Here is an 18,850-nt window from a genome sequence, read left to right as displayed (position 1 = left end):
AAAAAAAGAACAAAATGAATGTCTATACAGGTTTGGATGTTTTAGTTAAGGATAAAACACTTCAAAAAAAGTTTAATGGAAATGTGGCCTTGTTGTGCCATAATGGATCCATAGATCATACATATACGCATGCAGCAATAAGGTTTAAAGAAATGTTTGGGTCAAAGTTTATAAAATTATTTGGGCCGCAGCATGGTTTTTCTACAGATGTACAAGATAATATGGTTGAAACCGATCATGTCATACACCCATATTTTGGTATACCGGTATATTCCCTGTATTCTGAAACGCGTATACCCACTGATGAAATGTTAACAGAAATTGACCACTTTTTTGTTGATTTACAAGATGTTGGGTGTAGAATATACACCTATATTTATACACTTACCCTTTTGTTGGAAAAATGCTCCAATAAAGATATTCAAGTAGTTGTTCTAGATCGTCCAAATCCAATAAATGGCATTGATATGGAAGGTAATTTGGTAGAACCGGAATTTGAATCATTTGTTGGGCTGCATCCACTTCCTATTAGATATGCCATGACCATTGGTGAAGTTGCCCTGATGCATCAAAAACTATGGGTTAAGGAGAAAACAAAACTTGAAGTCATAAAAATGCAACACTGGAAAAGGGAAATGTACTATGAAGATACTGGGCTACCATGGTTCTTACCCTCACCTAATTTGGCAAGATCTGAAAGTACCATTACTTTTCCAGCAACTGTTTTTTTTGAGGGAACACTCTTAAGCGAAGGTAGAGGGACTTCACAACCTTTGGAAATTGTAGGACACCCCAAGATTGAACCTTTTTCCTTTTACATGGACTATTTAGTTCCAAGAATTAAGTCGTCAAAACTTGAAGGTTTTGTTTTAAGACCTATCACTTTTCTTCCCACTTTTCAAAAACATGGGAATACAGTTTGTGGAGGGGTTCAGATTCATGTGACCAATAAGGCACTGTTTAAACCATGGAGGGTAGGACAGTTCATTATGCGTGAGCTATACCATTTTTTAGGAGATGATTTCAAATGGAAAACACCCCCTTATGAATACAATTACACGCAAAACCCCATTGATATCATTAATGGTACTGACAAATTAAGGCACTGGATAGAGCACAATGAATCCGTAGAAGCCCTTGATTCCTTAGAAAATTTGGATGAATACAAACGAGCCTTTAATAGTATAAAAGTGTATTAAATTGCTTATTGATGAGAATGGTTTATTGAAAATCTCCTTGGCCCTAGATTGGAACACTATAATTAAAGCCACTTTGACTTTATATCTTTGTACCTTGTTCTTCCAATAGGAATAAGTTCCCCATTTTTTAGGACTGCCATGTATTTACTGCCGGATTTCACAACAATTTCGCTTACTTCGGACATTTTCACCAGGTATGATTTATGAATACGCTCAAAGGTATGTGATAACAGCTGTTCCAGCTTTTCGAGTGATTTATCGTGCAATTCTTTTTTTCCATCGTCTAAAAAAAGTTCCGTATACGTACCAGCCCCTTTTATGTAAAGTAAATCCTCAATAGGTATGAGCTGTATTCTATTCCTTTTCTTAATCGCTAAAAGTTTTATTTTATCGTTTTCTGTATTTTCTTTGGTAATGGTTCTATTTAAAGCCTGCTCTAATCGGGCTCTATTAAAAGGTTTGGGAACAAAATCTAAAACCCCATATTCAAATGCTGTAATTGCCTGATTTTTGTATGCAGAAATAACAATAGTGTGAAAAGATTTAGAAACTGCTGTTGCCAAAAGATCAAAACCATTGTCCCCGTTAAGGTTTAAATCTAAAAGAACAAGGTCCAGTTTGTTGTTCTCAATAAACAACAATGCTTCATGGAGTGTATTTATATGCTTTAGTGATTGTAAGGCGTTTCCAAAAATATCCCGGGTCATACGCTCTATTCTTTTGGCAATCCTCAATTCATCTTCAACAATTAAAATGTTCATCTCTTAAGAATATAGTTTTATAATACTTTTCCAACCGTGATGTACAGGTTCTGAAGTAAAATCCCATTGCTCATGGTAACTCTCTGTTAACCGCGCCTTTATGTATTTTAGTCCCGTACCTTCTTTATTGATATTTGCTTCTTGTCTTACGGCTGCAGCAAAAGTTAAAAATGTATAACTTTTGTAATCACTGTTGGATTCAAAAACAAGCTTAAATTTGATGCTGTTGTCATCTAGGGGCAAACTATGCGTAATACCATTTTCCAATAAAGTATGGAGAATTCCTGGGGGTATTTTTTGCTTATTATCTATGCCTTCTTCTTCCCAGTTATAGTTCACTTCTTTGCGGTACTCCATAATCTCCAAATGTGTACGGCAAAGTGCTATTTCCTGTTCTATGAGAATCAACGTTTTGTTTTCTATCTGATTTAAAAGATCAAATTCTTTGGCCAGAGCTTCTATGAACAAAACACCTTTTTTAGGGCTTTCCTCTATCCAATCTATTAATGAGGTAAGCGTGTTCATTATAAAATGGGGTTGAATATTCTTTTTAAGCAATTCTAAACGCAGGCGCGTGGATTGGAGCAAAGAATTTTCAAAGGCCAATCGTTGTTCTTTTATTCGTAAAGAAAGTAAATACAGCATGTTAAGCAGAATTAAACTAAAACCGATGAAAAGACTAAGATTAAATGAAACGGAATGACGAATGAATATGCAGAGAAGTAGGGTGAGAAGCACTAAAAAGGCCCCTTTGGCTTTTTTGTATACACCATAAACCGCTACACCCATAGAAAATATCAATAGGCTAAGCGCCATATTTAAGATGGTATAATCAAATAAATGGTGTTCAATAGAAAATATAAACAAAAGAATAATGGTGTAAATACCTAAGAAGAATTTCCGTTTGGGGTAGGGGAACTGCATGGAAAAATAAAGTGGTATTAAAAACGAAATACCGAACATTAGGCTGGTGATAACTTCTAAGCGGACAACATGCAAACTGTAATGGATTGGTATGGTTGTTCTCACAAAGTGGGTCATTGTTAAGCCAAAAAAGAGCAAACAACTGATGCTGAAAATAAGGGTGGGATACTCTTTCTTGTTTCCTAAGAATAGAAAAAGAAAATATATGGCGGCAATTAGAAAGGCACCTGCAAAAACATGCATATAGGAATTTTGAATGAGTCGGTCGTTAAGTAGATTATCATAATCATCAATCTTTAAATCGTAGTTGCCTATATGGTCCGGATAATAGTAATTGCTTAAGCGTAATGCCACTACATGCTCTCCTACATTGGTCAAGTAGGTAGGGACAATAAATGTGGTCCACAATTTACCTTCCGGAGACATCTCGGCTTCCTGCCCAGGGTTTCCATTCTTACCGATCGGAACCCCGTCCCAAAATACTTCATACTCACCATAGACCTCTAATCGGAGGCCATAGGGCTGTATTGCTTCTGGTGCCTTTATTATATCAACTTTGGTCCTAGACCAGAAAACCTGGCCATCTGGAACCAATGCCATACGTTTTTCCCAATACGGATCCTCCAGGTTTTTGGATGCCCACTCTTGCCGATCTCCTATTTTGAATACCGTCTGGTATTCTTGGAAAACGGGTTTTGAATTTTGAGAGCAAGAAGTTGCAAATAGCATGAAGCACACTAAAAGGAAATATGATGAAATTCTCAACTTCATTTTGATTTGGTTTTACCGATGCAAACTAACCATTATAAAATAGCTTCTTGGAGCAGTTCATAAGAGTATAGAGCTGTTGGCAAGATTTTGATTGAATACCAAGGGGAAAAATACATCTTTTGTATGATAATTGAGTATAACCTGAAGGGTTAAAAACCCATTGATAAGGAACAACTTAAATGATACTTTTTGGTTACCTGAAAATTTCAATTTTAACATGCAATCAGTAAAAAAGAAAACGAGAACCACCAAATTTTTAATTGTAACGACCCTTTTGTTGTATAATACAATTTTTGCTCAAGAAATTACGGAAAGTGATTTCAATTTTCCGCTTATAGAAGGGCCATACATGGGACAAGAACCACCTGGAATGATTGCAGAACCATTTGCACCGGGAATCATTTCCAAAGAAGGTTGGGAAATTGAGGGTGTCTTTGCTCCCGGCATGAAAGAATTTTATTTTACCACGCGCAATGGTAAAGGAGCTCCCATCACCGTTATTGGCTTTAGACAGCAGAACAATGTGTGGAAGAAATACATTGAATTCAAGCGTAATGGTGAAATTGGTTTTTCACCTGATGGTAAACGTATGCATATGGCAGAAGGGTACAAGGACCGTATTGGAGATGGTTGGTCAGAGCGTAAAAGTCTTGATCCCATGTTTGAACGTGAAGACTGGGGTATTATGCGCCTGACAGCATCAGCTAAAAGCACTTATGTTTTTGACGATTATAAAAGTGGAGACGTGATTCGCATATCCACAATCAAAAATGGAACGCGCCAAGCACCAAAAAAGATGGGACCAATGGTGAATACTGGTAAATGGACAGCCCATCCTTTTATCGCACCAGATGAAAGCTATCTTATTTGGGATAGCGAGCGAGAGGGTGGTTACGGAGGTTCCGATCTTTATATCAGTTTCCGCCAAAAAGACAATTCATGGGGTCCTGCCATTAACATGGGAGACAATGTAAACTCAGATAAATGGGATGCCTACGCCAGTGTTACCCCAGATGGAAAATACATACTCTTCAATAGGAACGTAGGTTCAGACAAGTATGAAAATGTAGATATATATTGGGTAGATGCCCAGATTATCGAGAACCTCAAACCCAGATAGGGACGCAACATATAGAAGATAATAGTTAACAAACATTTGTAAATAATAAAAATCATGAAAAACAAAACAACTATTAAAAAAAGCAGGGTTGTTTTATTTATATTAATAGGATTTATTTTTTCAGGAGTATATGCTCAAAAAATAGAATGGAAGGAAAAGGCAAAGCTTCCACAGCCTATGAGAGGAGCAGCAGTAAGCTGCAATAATAATATCTATTTTATGGAGGCACATTCTAAAGTTTCAGGAGTTTATGAATATAATATTGCTGAGGATACATGGAGGAAAACAACAAATATGATTACTCGAGGATGGAATGTGAATTTAGTGGAAATAGATGGATTAATTTATGCTATTGGAGGAGCAGGAGGACCAGAGGGACCACTAGACAGACTAGAAGCCTACAACCCTTTAAACAACACGTGGAAAGCATTGGCACCAATGCCAACAGGAAGACAACACAACACTTCATGCGTAGTTAATGATAAAATCTACGTTATGGGCGGTATAACTAAGTCTAGCAGGACGAATAAAATTGTAAAAACCGAAAATAACGAAGTTTATAATCCAAAATCAAACTCATGGCAAACCTTATCCCCTCTACCCATGCCTTATGGAGATCCAATAATTTCTGCTGTTGGGAATAATATTTATGTGCTTTGTGGCAATGCTTTATGGATGTATGATACACTTTCTGATACATGGGAAACAAAAAAGAATTGTCCTGTGTGGATTTCTATTTTGCTTGGGAGTGCGGTAATAAAGGATAGAATTATTTTTCCCGGTGGGCAGAATAAAGACGAAAAAGCTGTTTCGAGTGTATATATCTATGATACAACTAACGATACATGGATTAAATCAACCAATTTACCCAAACCAATACAAATAGGGGGTATTACCACATTCAATGATAAGATTTATATGATTGGAGGGAATGATACTGATTACAACAAGTATGATACTGTATACGCAGGAACATTGGTAGATTAAGAACCAGCAAATGACAAAGAAGTCTGTTATAAAAAGATAAAATTTTGATAATCAACTAAAAAAAAGAATTTGAAACAAGTAAAAATCGTATTTCTTTTAACTTTTCTATTTTGTTTTAGTACTCATTGTCAGGAAAGTGACAAATCTAAATCAACATCTTATACAATTGCCTATACTTCAAAGGGAGTAGCAAAAATTTATTCAAGCGATAAAGAAGGTAAATCAAATATTAAAAGTATAAATACGAAGGGTGATTACTTAGCGTTGTCTCCTGATGGAAAAACATTTGCTTTTCGAGTATATCATGATGACGGAAAGACTTGGTCTATTCATACAATGAACAGTGATGGTACAAATAGCAAACGATTAACTCATGCAAAAAACAAATGGGATAGTGCTCCTGAATGGACTCCCGATGGAAAAAAAATTGCTTTTGCAAGAGAATATAAAGATTCGGAAGACGTTTGGCAGGCAGAAATTTGGGTTATGAATCAAGATGGTAGCGAAAGGACTCAAATAGAATCACTGAAAGGCAGTAACCCTTATTTTACTCCAGATGGAAGAATAGTATTTACTTCAGAATACAAAGATAAAAAAGGTGAGATAAGCATAGCAGATATTGATGGTACCAACATTATCCATTTGACAGATAATGAAGCTGAAGAATGGCATCCTGAGGTTTCTACTGATGGTAAGCAAATCGTTTTCATGTCTAATAGAGATGGAAATTTTGAAATTTATGTGATGAATATTGATGGTTCTAATCAAAAACGATTAACATTTAATAATGTTGGTAATTGGCACCCATCCTGGTCCCCTGACGGTTCTAAAATAATTTTTTCATCAACCGACGATGATAAAAAATCACATATTTATATTATGAATAAGGATGGTTCTTCAGTAAAAAAGATTCTCTCTCATGGTAGAAAAGCGACATTTCTGCGTTAGCCAGGACCAAACAATGAAGCCCTACGATTTCACCTAATGACAAGCAAATAGCTTTTATTTTGATATGAACTGGAAATATGAAATCTATAGATGGGTCTAATCAAAAACGATTAGCAAATAATGATTTTGATGATTGGTATCCATCATGGCCCCCTAATGGTCCTCAACTAATTTTTTCATCACTTAGGGATGGAGAAAAAGGTATTTACATTATGAACAAGGATGGTTCTTCAGTAAAAAAAATATCTAATGCTACAAGTCCTGCATGGCTAAAAATAGTTAATGGACACCTCAAAAAATGAAGTTATCTCAACGCTTGGAAATTTCAAACGTAATAACCATTAAATAAAATAGAAAATGAGAACTACCCAATTTCTAATACTCATAATTTTTCTCTCGTGTAACACTGTCTTTGCACAACAAAATGGTCATCGCGCACCGGAAGCTACAGCTGCCGAAGTCAAAGGATCGTTCTGGGATATTCCTAAACTCACAAAAGCATACATGGAAGCAGCACCAATAGATAAAAATGATGGCATTCCCGTGGGAGAGTTAGGCGTTGATGGGGGGGATAAAGAGATGATTCTTAGGCTGGCTAGACACATTGCTATAAATCTATATGGTAATTATGACAGCTTTCTGATTGCTCATAAGGGAAAACTCTTGTTTGAATCTTATTATACACGTGGTCGCATCAACTTAGCTCATCCACAAGCATCCGCAACAAAAACGTATACAGGTCTTTTACTTGGCCGTGCAATCCAGCTAGGTTATTTAACTATGGCTGATTTGGACAAGCCTTTGGGCAGTTTCTTGAAAGATTTGGATCCGTCAAAATTTATTGAAGATGTGGAGAAAACAACATTACATCAGGCATTAACCATGACCACAGGTATTCACGTCAGCGATGAAAATCGTGAAAAAATGCAAAAAAATCCAGTAAAATTAAAAGGCCAGGGAGAAGTTCAAGCACTTTTTGAGTATAGTGACCCTATCACTCCAGAATCAAAGGTGTTTCGTTATAGTGCCGGACCTGCATTAGTGATGCAAGTAATTGATGCTGTCGTGCCTGGGACGGCTAAAGATTTTATAAAAAATGAATTTCTCGACAAAATGGGTATCGTTAACTATGATTGGCAGACTGCCCCTAGCGGACTACCGCAATCCGGGTGGAAAATAAGTATAACATCCCGAGATATGGTCAAAATTGGAATATTGGCCATGAATAAAGGTAAGTGGAAAGGTGAACAACTGATTCCGGAGGCATTTATTGCAAAAGCGACCAGCAAGCTTGTCGATACCGGTGATAATGCTGTCTACTATGGTGGTTCTATAGGCGTCTCTAATGAAGGATACGGTTATTTATGTTGGAACGCAGATCTGAAAGTTGGCAATAAAAGCTATTTCAGCACGTCAGCTCAAGGTGGTGGTGGCCAGTTCATCATTTTAATTAAAGACCTTGATCTGGTAGTTGTGACTACTGGTCATAATAATCGCTATCCCAGCACTCTGAGAATGACAGCAGAGGAAATTTTGCCAGCTTTTCTTAAGTGATAAAAATCAAAATTGGATTAATGAGAAGTATATATCTTATTTTAATGTTCATTGGGGCACTATTCTTAAATGCTTGCAATCCCAAAAAACAGAACTTGAAACATAGTAGAACGTCAACTAAAGCAAGCCCCTATCTTGGTCAAAAACCACCAGGCTTAATTCCAGAAGTTTTTGCTCCAGGAATTGTTTCTACAAAAGATTGGCAAACATTTGGTGTATTCACACCCGATCTAAAAGAATTTTATTTCATCAGAGAGGTTGGAGAAACTGATGAGGATAAAAAAATGGAATTTGTTGTTATTCAAAACAAGAATGACCAGTGGCACAAATCAGTAGTTTCACCAAGAGTGGGTGAACCTTTTATCTCTCCCGACGGGAAGACCATGCATTTGGGCACTAGATATAAGGAACGTACAGAAACTGGTGATTGGTCAGAGATAAAAAGCCTTGGCGCTCCATTTAAAGACTTCCCAATCATGCTACTTACAACTTCATCGAAAGGAACCTATGTTTTTGATTCAATGGGTGAAGGTCTCCTTCGTTATTCAAGATTAGTTGATGGAAAACGTAAGGAACCAAAACCGTTTGGTAAAGAAATTAATACCGGAAAATTTAATGCTCATCCATTCATTGCGCCAGATGAATCTTATCTTCTTTGGGATGGCAGAAGAGATAGCGGTTACGGTAAGGCTGATATTTATGTAAGTTTTAGACAGCTGGATGGTTCTTGGGGTGAAGCCATTAACCTGGGAGACAAAATCAACACCGAAACTTCAGAATTTGGTGCGATTGTTACTCCAGATGGAAAATATATAATCTTCAATAGAGATGTGGGTAAAATAAAACCAACAGATAAATACGAAGATGTCGATATATTCTGGGTAGATGCTCAAATTATTGAGAATCTTAGACCAAAGCAATAATTCATGTCAAAAGGTAGAAAATATGAAAACTATTAAATTATCATTATTGATTTGCCTTGTATCGTTAAGCACGGTATTTGCTCAAGAAAATAGCTCAGTAAAATTAGAACCGTCTAATTTAGTGTTGCCACGAATACAGGTAATTCCATTAAAGGATACGCAAGCTGATAGGCAATACGAGCTCTATATAAAGTTACCTGAAGGGTATTCGAAAGACACAAACCCCAAATACCCTGTGCTTTATACGACAGACGCCATGTGGCATCTCGAAATGCTGTCTGGTACTACAGAATACATGTTAGAAGATATTATTCTAGTTGGAATTTCCTGGCAATTAGATATCAATGAAGACCTAAAAAACGAAAGAGGAGCGCATGTGAGCAGGTTTCGTGATTACTCCATAAACAAACACAGCAATCCGGAAATTCAAAAAAAATTTCAATTAGGCCAAGCCAATAATCATCTGGATTTTTTTCGCAATGATGTCATTACCTATGTTGATAAAACGTACCGCACAGACCCAAACAATCGTACTTATTTTGGATACTCACTTGGGGGTTTATTTGGTGCTTACATATTACAGGCTAGACCGGATACCTTTAAAAACTATATTCTTGGAAGCCCTGCTTTGGAAGGTGATATTCCAATGCTCTCTAAACTTGACTCAAAGCCAATTACAAACCATAAGGTATCGAAAACGAACGTCTTTCTTTCATATGGTTCCTTAGAAAAGGAATTGGGAGAAAATGCTGGAGAATTTATAGCCATCCTAAAAAATAACAATGATGGGCATTTAGTGTTGCACCGTGAAGTGATTGAAGGTACCCATCAAACAGCCTTTCCCTTGACAGTTTTGCGCAGTGTGGTTTGGTTGTTACAGATCAAGGATTAATTCTATAATAGATTGGAATCAATTTGTACAACTTCATGTTTCATGTGGTTATAGTGTAGATTGAATAAAATCAATAGTTTAACTTATATATAAAACCCAAATACGTTCTTTATGAGCAATACTATGTCGTTCAGATAAAAAGTGATTGGACTATATTTTGAAAATAGTATTTTCAAAATCTGTTAACCATGGTATTCAACAACATTTTCTACTATTCCCGGAATATTATCATTCTGCTTTTTGCTATGGGCTTTGGGAGCTTTTTGGGCAATGCCCAAAAAAAGAACGAAGGCTTCCAATATCATATTCGAAAAACGGGTCAGCCAATTTTTATTGATGGGGTAGTGGACGAACAAGCCTGGCAGGAAACCGATGTGGCCGATGATTTTTTTATGGTTTTGCCCATGGATACAGGAAGGGCAAATGAAACTTCCGAGATAAGGATGACCTATGATGATAAAAATATTTACTTGGCCGCCATTTTTTTTAATAGCGTTCCCGATGAGTATTATGTAGAATCACTAAGGCGAGATTTTTCCTTTGGAAAAAATGACAATTTTTTATTATTCATAGACCCATTCAACAATCAGACTACAGGATTTTCTTTTGGCTCCAATGCTGCTGGAGCACAATGGGACGGTACCATGTACGGAGGAGGAAAAGTAGATTTGAATTGGGATACCAAATGGGTTTCCAAAGTCAAACAAGATCCAGATAAATGGGTGGTAGAAATGGCTATTCCCTTTAAATCCATTCGGTATAAGGGTGGCGTAACGGAATGGGGCATCAATTTTAGTAGGTTGGACCTCAAATCCAGTGAAAAATCCAGTTGGACACCCATACCTAGGCAATTCCCAACAGCATCCTTGGCCTATACTGGTGTTTTGATTTGGGATGCACCCCCGCCTGCGCCAAAAACTAATATTTCAGTAATCCCATATGTATTGGGAGGGTTTAACCAAGATTTTGATGAGAAAAATACCTTTCAAAAAAGGGTAGGGGGAGATGTAAAAATAAGTCTTAGTTCTTCCCTTAACCTAGATTTGACCGTTAATCCAGATTTTTCGCAGGTAGAGGTTGATCGCCAAGTCACCAATTTGGACAGATTTGAACTGTTTTTTCCTGAAAAAAGACAGTTTTTTTTAGAAAATGGAGATTTGTTCGCCAATTTTGGATATCCCACAATTCGCCCTTTTTTTTCCCGAAGAATTGGGTTGGGTGTACCCATACGGGCGGGAGCAAGATTAAGTGGTAATTTAAACGAAAAATGGCGTTTGGGTGTAATGGATATGCAAACCGCCAGTGTGGACAACATTGGACGCCCAAACCAGAATTTTGCCGTATTCTCCTTGCAACGTAAAGTGTTCAGTCGGTCCAGTATTGGGTTGATGTTTGTGGATAAGGAATCGCTTCGCTATCCTCAGGATACGGATTCTTTACGAACCTTATTTCCTAAGTTCAATCGTAATTTGGGTATAGAGTACAATTTGGCCTCTTCCAACAACCTATGGACTGGCAAGGCCTTTGTGCTCAAATCTTTTTCACCTAGCCAAATTAATGGAAATGGAGTAACACAAGCTGCTCATTTGGAATACAAAAGCCGCAAATGGAACTGGGGAATACAAGAACAATCAGTAGCTGATAATTATACGGCTGAAGTGGGGTTTGTACCTCGTAAGGATTATGTTAATATAAATTCTTTTGTAGGACGCACATTTTTTCCCAGAAATACGGAAAGTAAAGTGTTGAGTCATGGTCCAAAATTGATTAGTAGCTATTTTTTAAATAAAAGACTTGAACGGACCGATAATTTGAACGAACTGGAATACCTACTAAGTTTCAGAAACCGCAGCAGTTTTGAAATAGGCCTTGTGAATGAGTATGTTGAATTGTTGGCCCCTTTTGATCCTACACGATCAGGTAAGGATTCTTTGGCAACAGGCACCAAACACCATTGGAATGCCTTACGTTTTAGTTACAATTCTAAACCTCAAAGCATGTTCACATATACAGCAGGTGGACATTACGGTGGTTACTACTTGGGTGGTAAACGCATTAATTTAAATGGAGAGCTAGGATATCGCTTTCAACCCTATGTAAGTTTAAATGCAAATCTGAGCTATAACCATATAAGCTTACCTGCTCCCTGGAACGATACTGAATTTTGGTTGATAGGTTCTGAGGTAGATATCACCTTTACCAATAAATTGTTTTTTGCCACTTTGTTCCAGTATAATGAGCAATCAAAGAATTTCAATCTCAACTCCCGTTTTCAATGGAGGTACAAACCAGCTTCGGATTTGTTCTTGGTATATACAAATACCCAACTGTTAGATCCTAATATTGGAAAAAGTTGGTCCCTTACCTTAAAGTTCACACATTGGTTTAATTGGTAGCAACGCCAACAATTTTGAAAGTAAAGCATGGCTTTAAAATAAATTACTATTTGTACAAAACAAAAAATAGTGGTGCAAAGGAGTTTAGGGGAATTGATTTTAATCAAAAAAAGGTTATTTTGGGTTGTATCCAATAACAACCTATGCTATCTTTCGATTGGTCTTCTCTATTAATATTTAGTGGTGTTTTTAATACTGTTGTTGCAATTATTGTTTTAGTGGCAAAAAGAAATTTGAACAAACCAAAAACATCAATTTGGATTATACTTTTCTTAGTGTCGGTTGGGTTAATTCTCTTTGAAAGAATCTTAAGATTTTCAGGTTTGGAAACTAATTACCCTGAATTACTTTTTGCCACAAGTCCGTTGTTCTTTTTCATTCTTCCATTGCTATATATTTTTCAAAATAGATTGAACAATAAGAAAACCAATTGGCTCTATCATTTTATCATCCCCATTTTAATTTTTTTCATGCTTTTACCAACAATTAGAATGGACAGTGTGGATAAGCTAGCGATGTACAATAGGGAAGGAATAAATGATCCTGTGTGGATTGTTCTGATCTATTTTCTGTTTGCTACTTTTTATGCTATGAAAACATTTATGGTAAACAGGCAACATAAAGTTAATTTGTTGAGCACATTATCAAATAATGACGTTGAGCTTCAGTTGTTTTCAAATAAGTTGATATATTTTTCAAGCATTCTTATCATTGTTATTCCCATTTCATTATCCATCCAATATTTCAGTTTTGAGACTTTGATTATTGATAAGCTTCTTTTTATAATTTTTTCTTTAATACCTCATTTTGTACTCTTCTCCATGCTTAAGATGAGAACTTTCAGTATTACCAATGAGCTTAAAATTCAACCAAAACAGATTAGCGGTATTAATTTGGAAAAACTAGAAGTATTAAAATCTGAATTGACAACCTTCATGGTTAATAACCAACCCTATCTAAATCAATATTTAAACTTGCAAACCTTAGCAAATTTGATAAGCTGGAATAGATCTAATCTCTCTATGGTCATAAATAAAGGTTTTGGAAAAAATTTCTATGACTACATAAATGAATACCGTCTTGAAGTGGTAATGGAAAAATTGAAGGATGGGGCCCACAAAGAATATTCACTGGATTACATTGTTTGTGAATCTGGATTCAAAAACTATGTGTCTTTTTATAGGATCTTTAAAAGAATAGAGAAAAAATCTCCACAGGAGTATTTGAATCAATTAAAATAGCGTAAATGCATTACAGAAGATCCAATGTAATACATAAACATCTGGAATGATCAACAGTGTTTATAGGTTTGTGATAAATCAATTATGAACTTATGCGCTTATCTATTTTAACCTTACTATTGGTTATTAACTTCAATGGAGTTTACTCTCAAAATATCAATGGGAGTGTTTTAGATGAAATTAAACTACAAGCCAAAGAAACTCACTCCGATGCTGTGATCATAATCAAGGATGGTAAAATTGTATATGAAGATTATTTTGAAAAAAAAGAAAAACCAATATACATAGCTTCAGCTGGAAAATCATTGGTAAGTCTCGCCATAGGGAAACTTATGGATCATAAATTGATAGATTCCTTGGATCAACCGGTTTATTCGTTTTTTCCAGAATGGAAGCAAGGAAAGAAACAGCAGGTAACAATCCGCATGCTTTTAAATCATACTTCAGGCCTGCAAAACTATCCAAATGCAAGTATAGAATTAGAACCGGCACCTACTTACAAAGTAAAAAATGTAGTTAAGTTGGCACTTGCAGCCGAACTTTCTAGCGTGCCAGGTAAAAAATTTGATTATAATAACAAGGCCGTAGCTTTGTTAGGAGGTATTGTTGAAAAAACATCCGGTAAACGTTTTGATTATTTCTTTATTGATGAATTTTATAAGGCTATGAACATTGCAAACTATGGGTGGGTACAAGATGAATCTGGAAATCCAACGGCACATGGGGCTTTTGTCATCAAACCATCAGACTTTATAAAATTTGGTGAATTGATACTGAATAAAGGAATGTATAATAATAAACGTTTAATTAGCGAATCGTGGATTGAAGAATCCTTTAAGCAAGGGCAAGAGTTTGACCCAAGGTTCGGTCTACTTTGGTGGCGCTATTTAAAAAACAATACCGAAGATGTTGAGGTATATTATGCGGATGGGTACAGGGGTAATTATTTAGTAATCATACCCAACAAAGGAATCGTTGCTGTCCGATGCGCTGATCATGAAAACTTTAATTACCCTGCCGATTTCTTTACTGATTTTGTAAAATTGATAACTAAACTATAAATAATAATAATAACCTTGAATATGAAACATATTATATCAGTTCTGCTATTGACCTTTGTTCCTCTTTTGCTATCTGCCCAAGAAACCAATCCAAAAGAACATTCCTTTTTTACACCATTAATTGATAAAGAATGGACAGGTAATGGTATTTTGATGGGAAAGGATGCAACATTTATAATGAATTGGGAAAGATTATGGGAAGGAAAATTTATTAAACTTCAATTTCAGAATAATCAAAAATTAGAAGACAATAATGAGATTATATTTATGGCAACTGCTTATTATCAAATTGTGAATGAAATGGATGTTAGGGGGCATTGGTTTGACAGCAGAGGCATTTCTTTTCCGCTAAGGGGTACCATAGACAAAAACACAATGACCATTTTATGGGGAAATGAAGATACAGAGCAAGGTAAAACTGTATATCATCACCAAAGGGATAGTGACAATGTAACCGTTGAAGATTTCATTTTAAATAAAGGCGAATATTTTAAATTTGGTAGTGCAACCTATACCATAAATAAAGGTTAGGGAAAGTTATTGGTGTTATTGCGAACAATTGCCATCAACAATATCCTGTAGACTTGGATTGTACAAGTTATCACGGATGGAAAAATTATCCCCTATTTCATCATTGAAATCGATGGCAAGTTGTGTAATTCCGCATAGGTCGGTAAGGCTGGTGTTCTCTCTAATATTGATGTTGCCAGATGGTATGCTATAATTTATCAATGGATCCAAATTTGTTATGAGCGGACTGTCTGTAATGGCCAAATGATAATAGTTCCTACTATTATTTTTAAATTCTACTTTCTCTATTCCTTCCAATGACTTTAGCCCTTTGTTTCCGCTTAATCGTAACGCATCTGTTACTTCACGCAAGTTTTCAAGGCCAGTAAGGCTTTCCAATAAGGGACTCCCCGTTATTTCAAATGATCGTACTGACTCTAGACTGGTCAGATCACTTATTGATGTTAAATTGGGATTCCTGTCAAAATTTACGGAGCCTCCTATTTTTAAATTATCAAGACCCTTGGCGGATACCAATTGCTCGTTCTGAAAAATGTAAACACCTTGGGTAACGGAAACAAGATTTTCAAGCCCACTCAAATCGGAAATCTTGTCGTTATTGGAAATTTCTACTTCTGGAGTATACTTAAGGTTTCGTAAACCTTTAATGTCAACCAATCCATCATTAGCCGAAATAGTACATTCCTTTTGGGTTCCGGTCACATTAGATAAGCCATCTATATTCTGCAATTTTGAGTTATAGTTGATATAAATGTAATAAGGCCTCACAAATCCGGAGAGTCCATCAATATTGAGTAACTCTTGATTGTCAACAATCTTTATTTCAGTAAAAATCCAATGATCACTAATATTTTCCAATCCATTAAGGTTTTGGCATCTGGTTCTATAAACACTAAGATTGCCCCTGATATAGGATATTGAGGATAAAGGAGTCAAATCGTTAATATCGGTGAGGTTCAAGTTGGAACCTATGTAAATATCTCCTTCAATACGGTTATAGCCTTTTTCGCCAAACTCATCCAATTCCATTTGATTTTCAAATCTTATGTCATTTTCAAATACCTTGGTCAGAGTGGTCCAACTCAGTTCGGCAGAAGAAGAATTTCCATCCTCATCCGAAGCTGTTACCACTAAGGTATAATTGGTTAATCCCTTCAATTCTGGTAAAAGAAATTCCAAGTTTCTATGATCTTCGACAAGGATAGAACCGTTCAGAGCAACTTTATAAACTACTTCAGAGCTCTCTGGGTCTTTTGATTCAGTCCATTTTGCCCTTGAATAAGTATGATTCCCTGGGTCTACTTGCACATTAAAAGCCGAAGGAGTCCCGTTTTCCAAAGTCGTAAAACCAAACTCCTGGGATACTTCATTCCCTTCTGGGTCTGAAGCGACCACTTTCCCTTTATATTCACTAGCTTCATTAAGATTGGAAAAACTGTAGCTAAGTTCCCGCGTATTGTCCACCAGCTTTTCACCATCTAGGAACAGGTCATAAAATACGGTACTCCCTTCCGGGTCTGTTGATTTGGTCCAATTTAAATCCGCAGACTTTTGCTGTACACCCGAAATATTAATTGTAAAGCTGGAAGGCGCTTGGTTTTTTGCACTTACAGGTTCCTCATTCCCCGAATCGGAGCATGATAACAGTAGGGTAGAGGCGATTAAAAAAAGTTCGAATCCTCTTTTAAGGTTTACACTGTCCATTGGCTATTTGTTCTATGGTAGGGTTGTATTGATTGTTGACGATACGGTAAATGGCAGAAGGCACAAACCCTTGCATGGCATTGGTAAGGCCACAAAAATCAGAAAGTAGGGTATTGCTTCCAATACTCAGGGTAGCTCCAATCGTATGTAAATTTTCAAAAGCATTCAGGTTTGTAATTTTAGGATTGCTGGATATCTCAAGATTCCCGTATGTAATTTCCTCAAGAGCGGCCAATCCGTCTATATGCTCAAGTTCTGAGTTAGAACCAATAGCCAAAACACCACGTACTTTTATTAAGGAAGAAAACATATCAATATCAACAACTTTGGTATTCAGCACATAAAACCTTCCTACACTTTGTAAATTATGAAAAGCGTCTATGGTGTGGAGCTCAAAATTATCTTTAAATCTTAGGTCATCTTCTAAATTGATTAATTGCTGAAACCCACTTATTTGCTCTAGAATTACATTGTTGAAAAAATCAACACCGCCCGCTAGGCTTAGTTTATTAAAGCCTGAAACTTGGGTAACCTTATAATTGGATTTTATACTTAGATAGTTTCCAATGATTTCCAAATTGTCAAGATGCTCAATCAATTTTAGTTCGCTATTGGCATCCAGCTCAAAAGTGCCCAGCACTATCTTAAGATTATCTAATCCTTTCAGACTTTCTATTGAATAATTATTGTTGATTCTTAGGCTCTTTCCTATTTTTTCGATAGTAAGACCAGAAAGATCTATGAGATTTCGCATAAAATTGATATCAACATAACCATTGATTTCTTTAAGAGTACCCAGGGGTGACAAATCCGAAATATTGGAGGAACCACCTAAACCTGAAATACTAAGGTTCCCGGTAATTTGGACATAACCCTCACCCCCAAACTCCTCAATGGACCGTTGGGTAGACAACCTTACATCACCCTCGTAGATTCCGTTGGCAGTGGAAAAGGTAAAATCAAGGTTAGTTTGATTATCATTACTATCTGAGGCCACAATTTGCATAGTATATTCCGTAGCTGCTTTTAAACCCGAAACCTGAAAGGTTTCTCCTGCATGATCACTTCCCAATATTTCCCCCTCCAATGAAATTGTGTATTTTACTTCTTCCTCTTCAGGATCTATAGCTTTGGTCCATTTAATAACTGCAGAGACATTATCAGCGGTTATAGATACAAGCTCAAACGCCAAAGGAGCTTGGTTCGCTGTACTTGCAAAGGAAAACTGGGCCGATGTGATATTACCCTCCGTATCTTTGGCATCTACACGTCCAGAATAGGTGGTGGAAGCCTCTAACTCTGTAAACTCATAAGTACGAACTGATAGATCACTTTGCACCAGCTCATTTTCAAAATAAAGGTCATAGGTCACCGACTGATTCTGAGGGTCAAATGATTCGCTCCAACTTATATGAGCACTGTTATAATTTGAAGATTCAACTTTAACTTCAAAATTTGAAGGAACTTCCACAATAGTTGTAGGTTCGTTTTCTTGGGTATTTTCGCTGCAACCCAAAACGACCATAAAAAAAGCTAGATAAAATGGGATGAAATTTTTCCTTTGGATAATCACTAGTGCTGCGTTAGTTTGGTTAACAGGGTGCTAAAACCAACAATTAACCAGATAATTGCCAGTTTTAGCGTGTAATTTAGTTCTTGTCTTCTAAATTAAAAAATATATAAAAGGGTTTTCGTCAGTAGGTATTTTTTCTGGGTTACGTTACTTATTGGCACTTGTACTGTAATGTTCTTGTGTTATGTAATTTGAACTTTGGTACGGCCGAATGAAAAAGGTGTAGACCTTTTGAAGTAGGAGCGAGGTGGTGCACTGGCCAATT

General features: G+C 36.4%; 16 protein-coding genes. 12 read left to right on the top strand and 4 right to left on the bottom strand.

All coding sequences use genetic code 11. The features are described 5' to 3' along the window. Positions 1–14: 14 nt before the first annotated feature. Positions 15–1,199 carry an exo-beta-N-acetylmuramidase NamZ family protein gene (locus CRO15_RS08650; RefSeq protein ID WP_097045397.1) on the top strand — a complete coding sequence of 395 codons (1,185 nt, stop codon included), beginning with the start codon at positions 15–17 and terminating at the stop codon, positions 1,197–1,199. Positions 1,200–1,261: 62 nt separating this feature from the next. Here the strand turns inward: CRO15_RS08650 and CRO15_RS08645 are convergent, their stop codons facing one another. Both CRO15_RS08645 and CRO15_RS08640 read right to left on the bottom strand, forming a co-directional pair. Then, entirely contained in the window at positions 1,262–1,960 is a 699-nt protein-coding gene (locus CRO15_RS08645) for a LytR/AlgR family response regulator transcription factor (RefSeq protein ID WP_097045396.1), read from the bottom strand. A gap of 3 nt (positions 1,961–1,963) precedes the next feature. Further along, on the bottom strand, positions 1,964–3,655 hold the full coding sequence (locus CRO15_RS08640) for a histidine kinase (RefSeq protein ID WP_097045395.1): 1,692 nt from the start codon (positions 3,653–3,655) through the stop codon (positions 1,964–1,966). 217 nt (positions 3,656–3,872) lie between these two features. Here CRO15_RS08640 and CRO15_RS08635 point away from each other — a divergent pair, with 217 nt between their 5' ends. The 11 genes from CRO15_RS08635 to CRO15_RS08585 all read left to right on the top strand — a co-directional run bounded on the left by CRO15_RS08635 (position 3,873) and on the right by CRO15_RS08585 (position 15,308). Continuing rightward, entirely contained in the window at positions 3,873–4,775 is a 903-nt protein-coding gene (locus tag CRO15_RS08635; protein WP_097045394.1) for a TolB family protein, read from the top strand. A 54-nt stretch (positions 4,776–4,829) separates the two neighbouring features. After that, positions 4,830–5,762: a Kelch repeat-containing protein gene (locus CRO15_RS08630; protein ID WP_097045393.1), complete on the top strand. Its 933-nt coding sequence runs from the start codon at positions 4,830–4,832 to the stop codon at positions 5,760–5,762. Positions 5,763–5,831: 69 nt separating this feature from the next. Further along, positions 5,832–6,710: a TolB family protein gene (locus CRO15_RS08625; protein ID WP_097045392.1), complete on the top strand. Its 879-nt coding sequence runs from the start codon at positions 5,832–5,834 to the stop codon at positions 6,708–6,710. A 77-nt stretch (positions 6,711–6,787) separates the two neighbouring features. Continuing rightward, on the top strand, positions 6,788–7,012 hold the full coding sequence (locus tag CRO15_RS08620) for a TolB family protein (RefSeq protein ID WP_097045391.1): 225 nt from the start codon (positions 6,788–6,790) through the stop codon (positions 7,010–7,012). A 55-nt stretch (positions 7,013–7,067) separates the two neighbouring features. After that, positions 7,068–8,264 (top strand): serine hydrolase domain-containing protein, encoded by a 1,197-nt coding sequence (locus tag CRO15_RS08615; protein WP_097045390.1) that lies wholly within the window; start codon positions 7,068–7,070, stop codon positions 8,262–8,264. Beyond that, the gene (locus CRO15_RS08610; RefSeq protein ID WP_207763846.1) at positions 8,261–9,187 is read left to right on the top strand and encodes a TolB-like translocation protein; all 927 of its coding nucleotides are present in this window, start codon (positions 8,261–8,263) and stop codon (positions 9,185–9,187) included. The genes CRO15_RS08615 and CRO15_RS08610 overlap by 4 nt, the downstream gene beginning before the upstream one ends. Positions 9,188–9,209: 22 nt before the next feature. Then, positions 9,210–10,079 carry an alpha/beta hydrolase gene (locus CRO15_RS08605; RefSeq protein ID WP_097045630.1) on the top strand — a complete coding sequence of 290 codons (870 nt, stop codon included), beginning with the start codon at positions 9,210–9,212 and terminating at the stop codon, positions 10,077–10,079. Between the two features lie 188 nt (positions 10,080–10,267). After that, entirely contained in the window at positions 10,268–12,475 is a 2,208-nt protein-coding gene (locus CRO15_RS08600; RefSeq protein WP_243396933.1) for a carbohydrate binding family 9 domain-containing protein, read from the top strand. Positions 12,476–12,798: 323 nt separating this feature from the next. Beyond that, positions 12,799–13,716, top strand: coding sequence for a helix-turn-helix domain-containing protein (locus CRO15_RS08595; RefSeq protein ID WP_207763844.1), 918 nt, complete (start codon positions 12,799–12,801; stop codon positions 13,714–13,716). Positions 13,717–13,808: 92 nt separating this feature from the next. Next, complete coding sequence (locus CRO15_RS08590; protein ID WP_097045388.1) at positions 13,809–14,777, top strand: serine hydrolase domain-containing protein; 969 nt, start codon at positions 13,809–13,811, stop codon at positions 14,775–14,777. A 21-nt stretch (positions 14,778–14,798) separates the two neighbouring features. Further along, positions 14,799–15,308: a hypothetical protein gene (locus CRO15_RS08585; protein ID WP_097045387.1), complete on the top strand. Its 510-nt coding sequence runs from the start codon at positions 14,799–14,801 to the stop codon at positions 15,306–15,308. Between the two features lie 15 nt (positions 15,309–15,323). Here the strand turns inward: CRO15_RS08585 and CRO15_RS08580 are convergent, their stop codons facing one another. Further along, positions 15,324–17,012, bottom strand: coding sequence for a hypothetical protein (locus tag CRO15_RS08580; protein WP_133067236.1), 1,689 nt, complete (start codon positions 17,010–17,012; stop codon positions 15,324–15,326). Next, on the bottom strand, positions 16,993–18,585 hold the full coding sequence (locus CRO15_RS08575) for a fibronectin type III domain-containing protein (protein WP_133067235.1): 1,593 nt from the start codon (positions 18,583–18,585) through the stop codon (positions 16,993–16,995). Before CRO15_RS08575 ends, CRO15_RS08580 begins: the two co-directional genes overlap by 20 nt. Between the last annotated feature and the right edge of the window lie 265 nt (positions 18,586–18,850).

This window comes from Flagellimonas pacifica, assembly GCF_900215465.1.
Lineage (GTDB): Bacteria > Bacteroidota > Bacteroidia > Flavobacteriales > Flavobacteriaceae > Flagellimonas > Flagellimonas pacifica.
Note: the sequence above shows the minus strand (reverse complement) of the source record. Positions and strands in the feature narration are given on the sequence as shown.

What these genes read in the sequence shown, in the direction of transcription:
- CRO15_RS08650 (WP_097045397.1), top strand. Translation starts at nt 15, where the DNA reads ATGAATGTCTATACAGGTTTGGATGTTTTAGTTAAGGATAAAACACTT.
- CRO15_RS08645 (WP_097045396.1), bottom strand. Translation starts at nt 1,960, where the DNA reads ATGAACATTTTAATTGTTGAAGATGAATTGAGGATTGCCAAAAGAATA.
- CRO15_RS08640 (WP_097045395.1), bottom strand. Translation starts at nt 3,655, where the DNA reads ATGAAGTTGAGAATTTCATCATATTTCCTTTTAGTGTGCTTCATGCTA.
- CRO15_RS08635 (WP_097045394.1), top strand. Translation starts at nt 3,873, where the DNA reads ATGCAATCAGTAAAAAAGAAAACGAGAACCACCAAATTTTTAATTGTA.
- CRO15_RS08630 (WP_097045393.1), top strand. Translation starts at nt 4,830, where the DNA reads ATGAAAAACAAAACAACTATTAAAAAAAGCAGGGTTGTTTTATTTATA.
- CRO15_RS08620 (WP_097045391.1), top strand. Translation starts at nt 6,788, where the DNA reads ATGAAATCTATAGATGGGTCTAATCAAAAACGATTAGCAAATAATGAT.
- CRO15_RS08615 (WP_097045390.1), top strand. Translation starts at nt 7,068, where the DNA reads ATGAGAACTACCCAATTTCTAATACTCATAATTTTTCTCTCGTGTAAC.
- CRO15_RS08605 (WP_097045630.1), top strand. Translation starts at nt 9,210, where the DNA reads ATGAAAACTATTAAATTATCATTATTGATTTGCCTTGTATCGTTAAGC.
- CRO15_RS08600 (WP_243396933.1), top strand. Translation starts at nt 10,268, where the DNA reads ATGGTATTCAACAACATTTTCTACTATTCCCGGAATATTATCATTCTG.
- CRO15_RS08590 (WP_097045388.1), top strand. Translation starts at nt 13,809, where the DNA reads ATGCGCTTATCTATTTTAACCTTACTATTGGTTATTAACTTCAATGGA.
- CRO15_RS08585 (WP_097045387.1), top strand. Translation starts at nt 14,799, where the DNA reads ATGAAACATATTATATCAGTTCTGCTATTGACCTTTGTTCCTCTTTTG.
- CRO15_RS08580 (WP_133067236.1), bottom strand. Translation starts at nt 17,012, where the DNA reads ATGGACAGTGTAAACCTTAAAAGAGGATTCGAACTTTTTTTAATCGCC.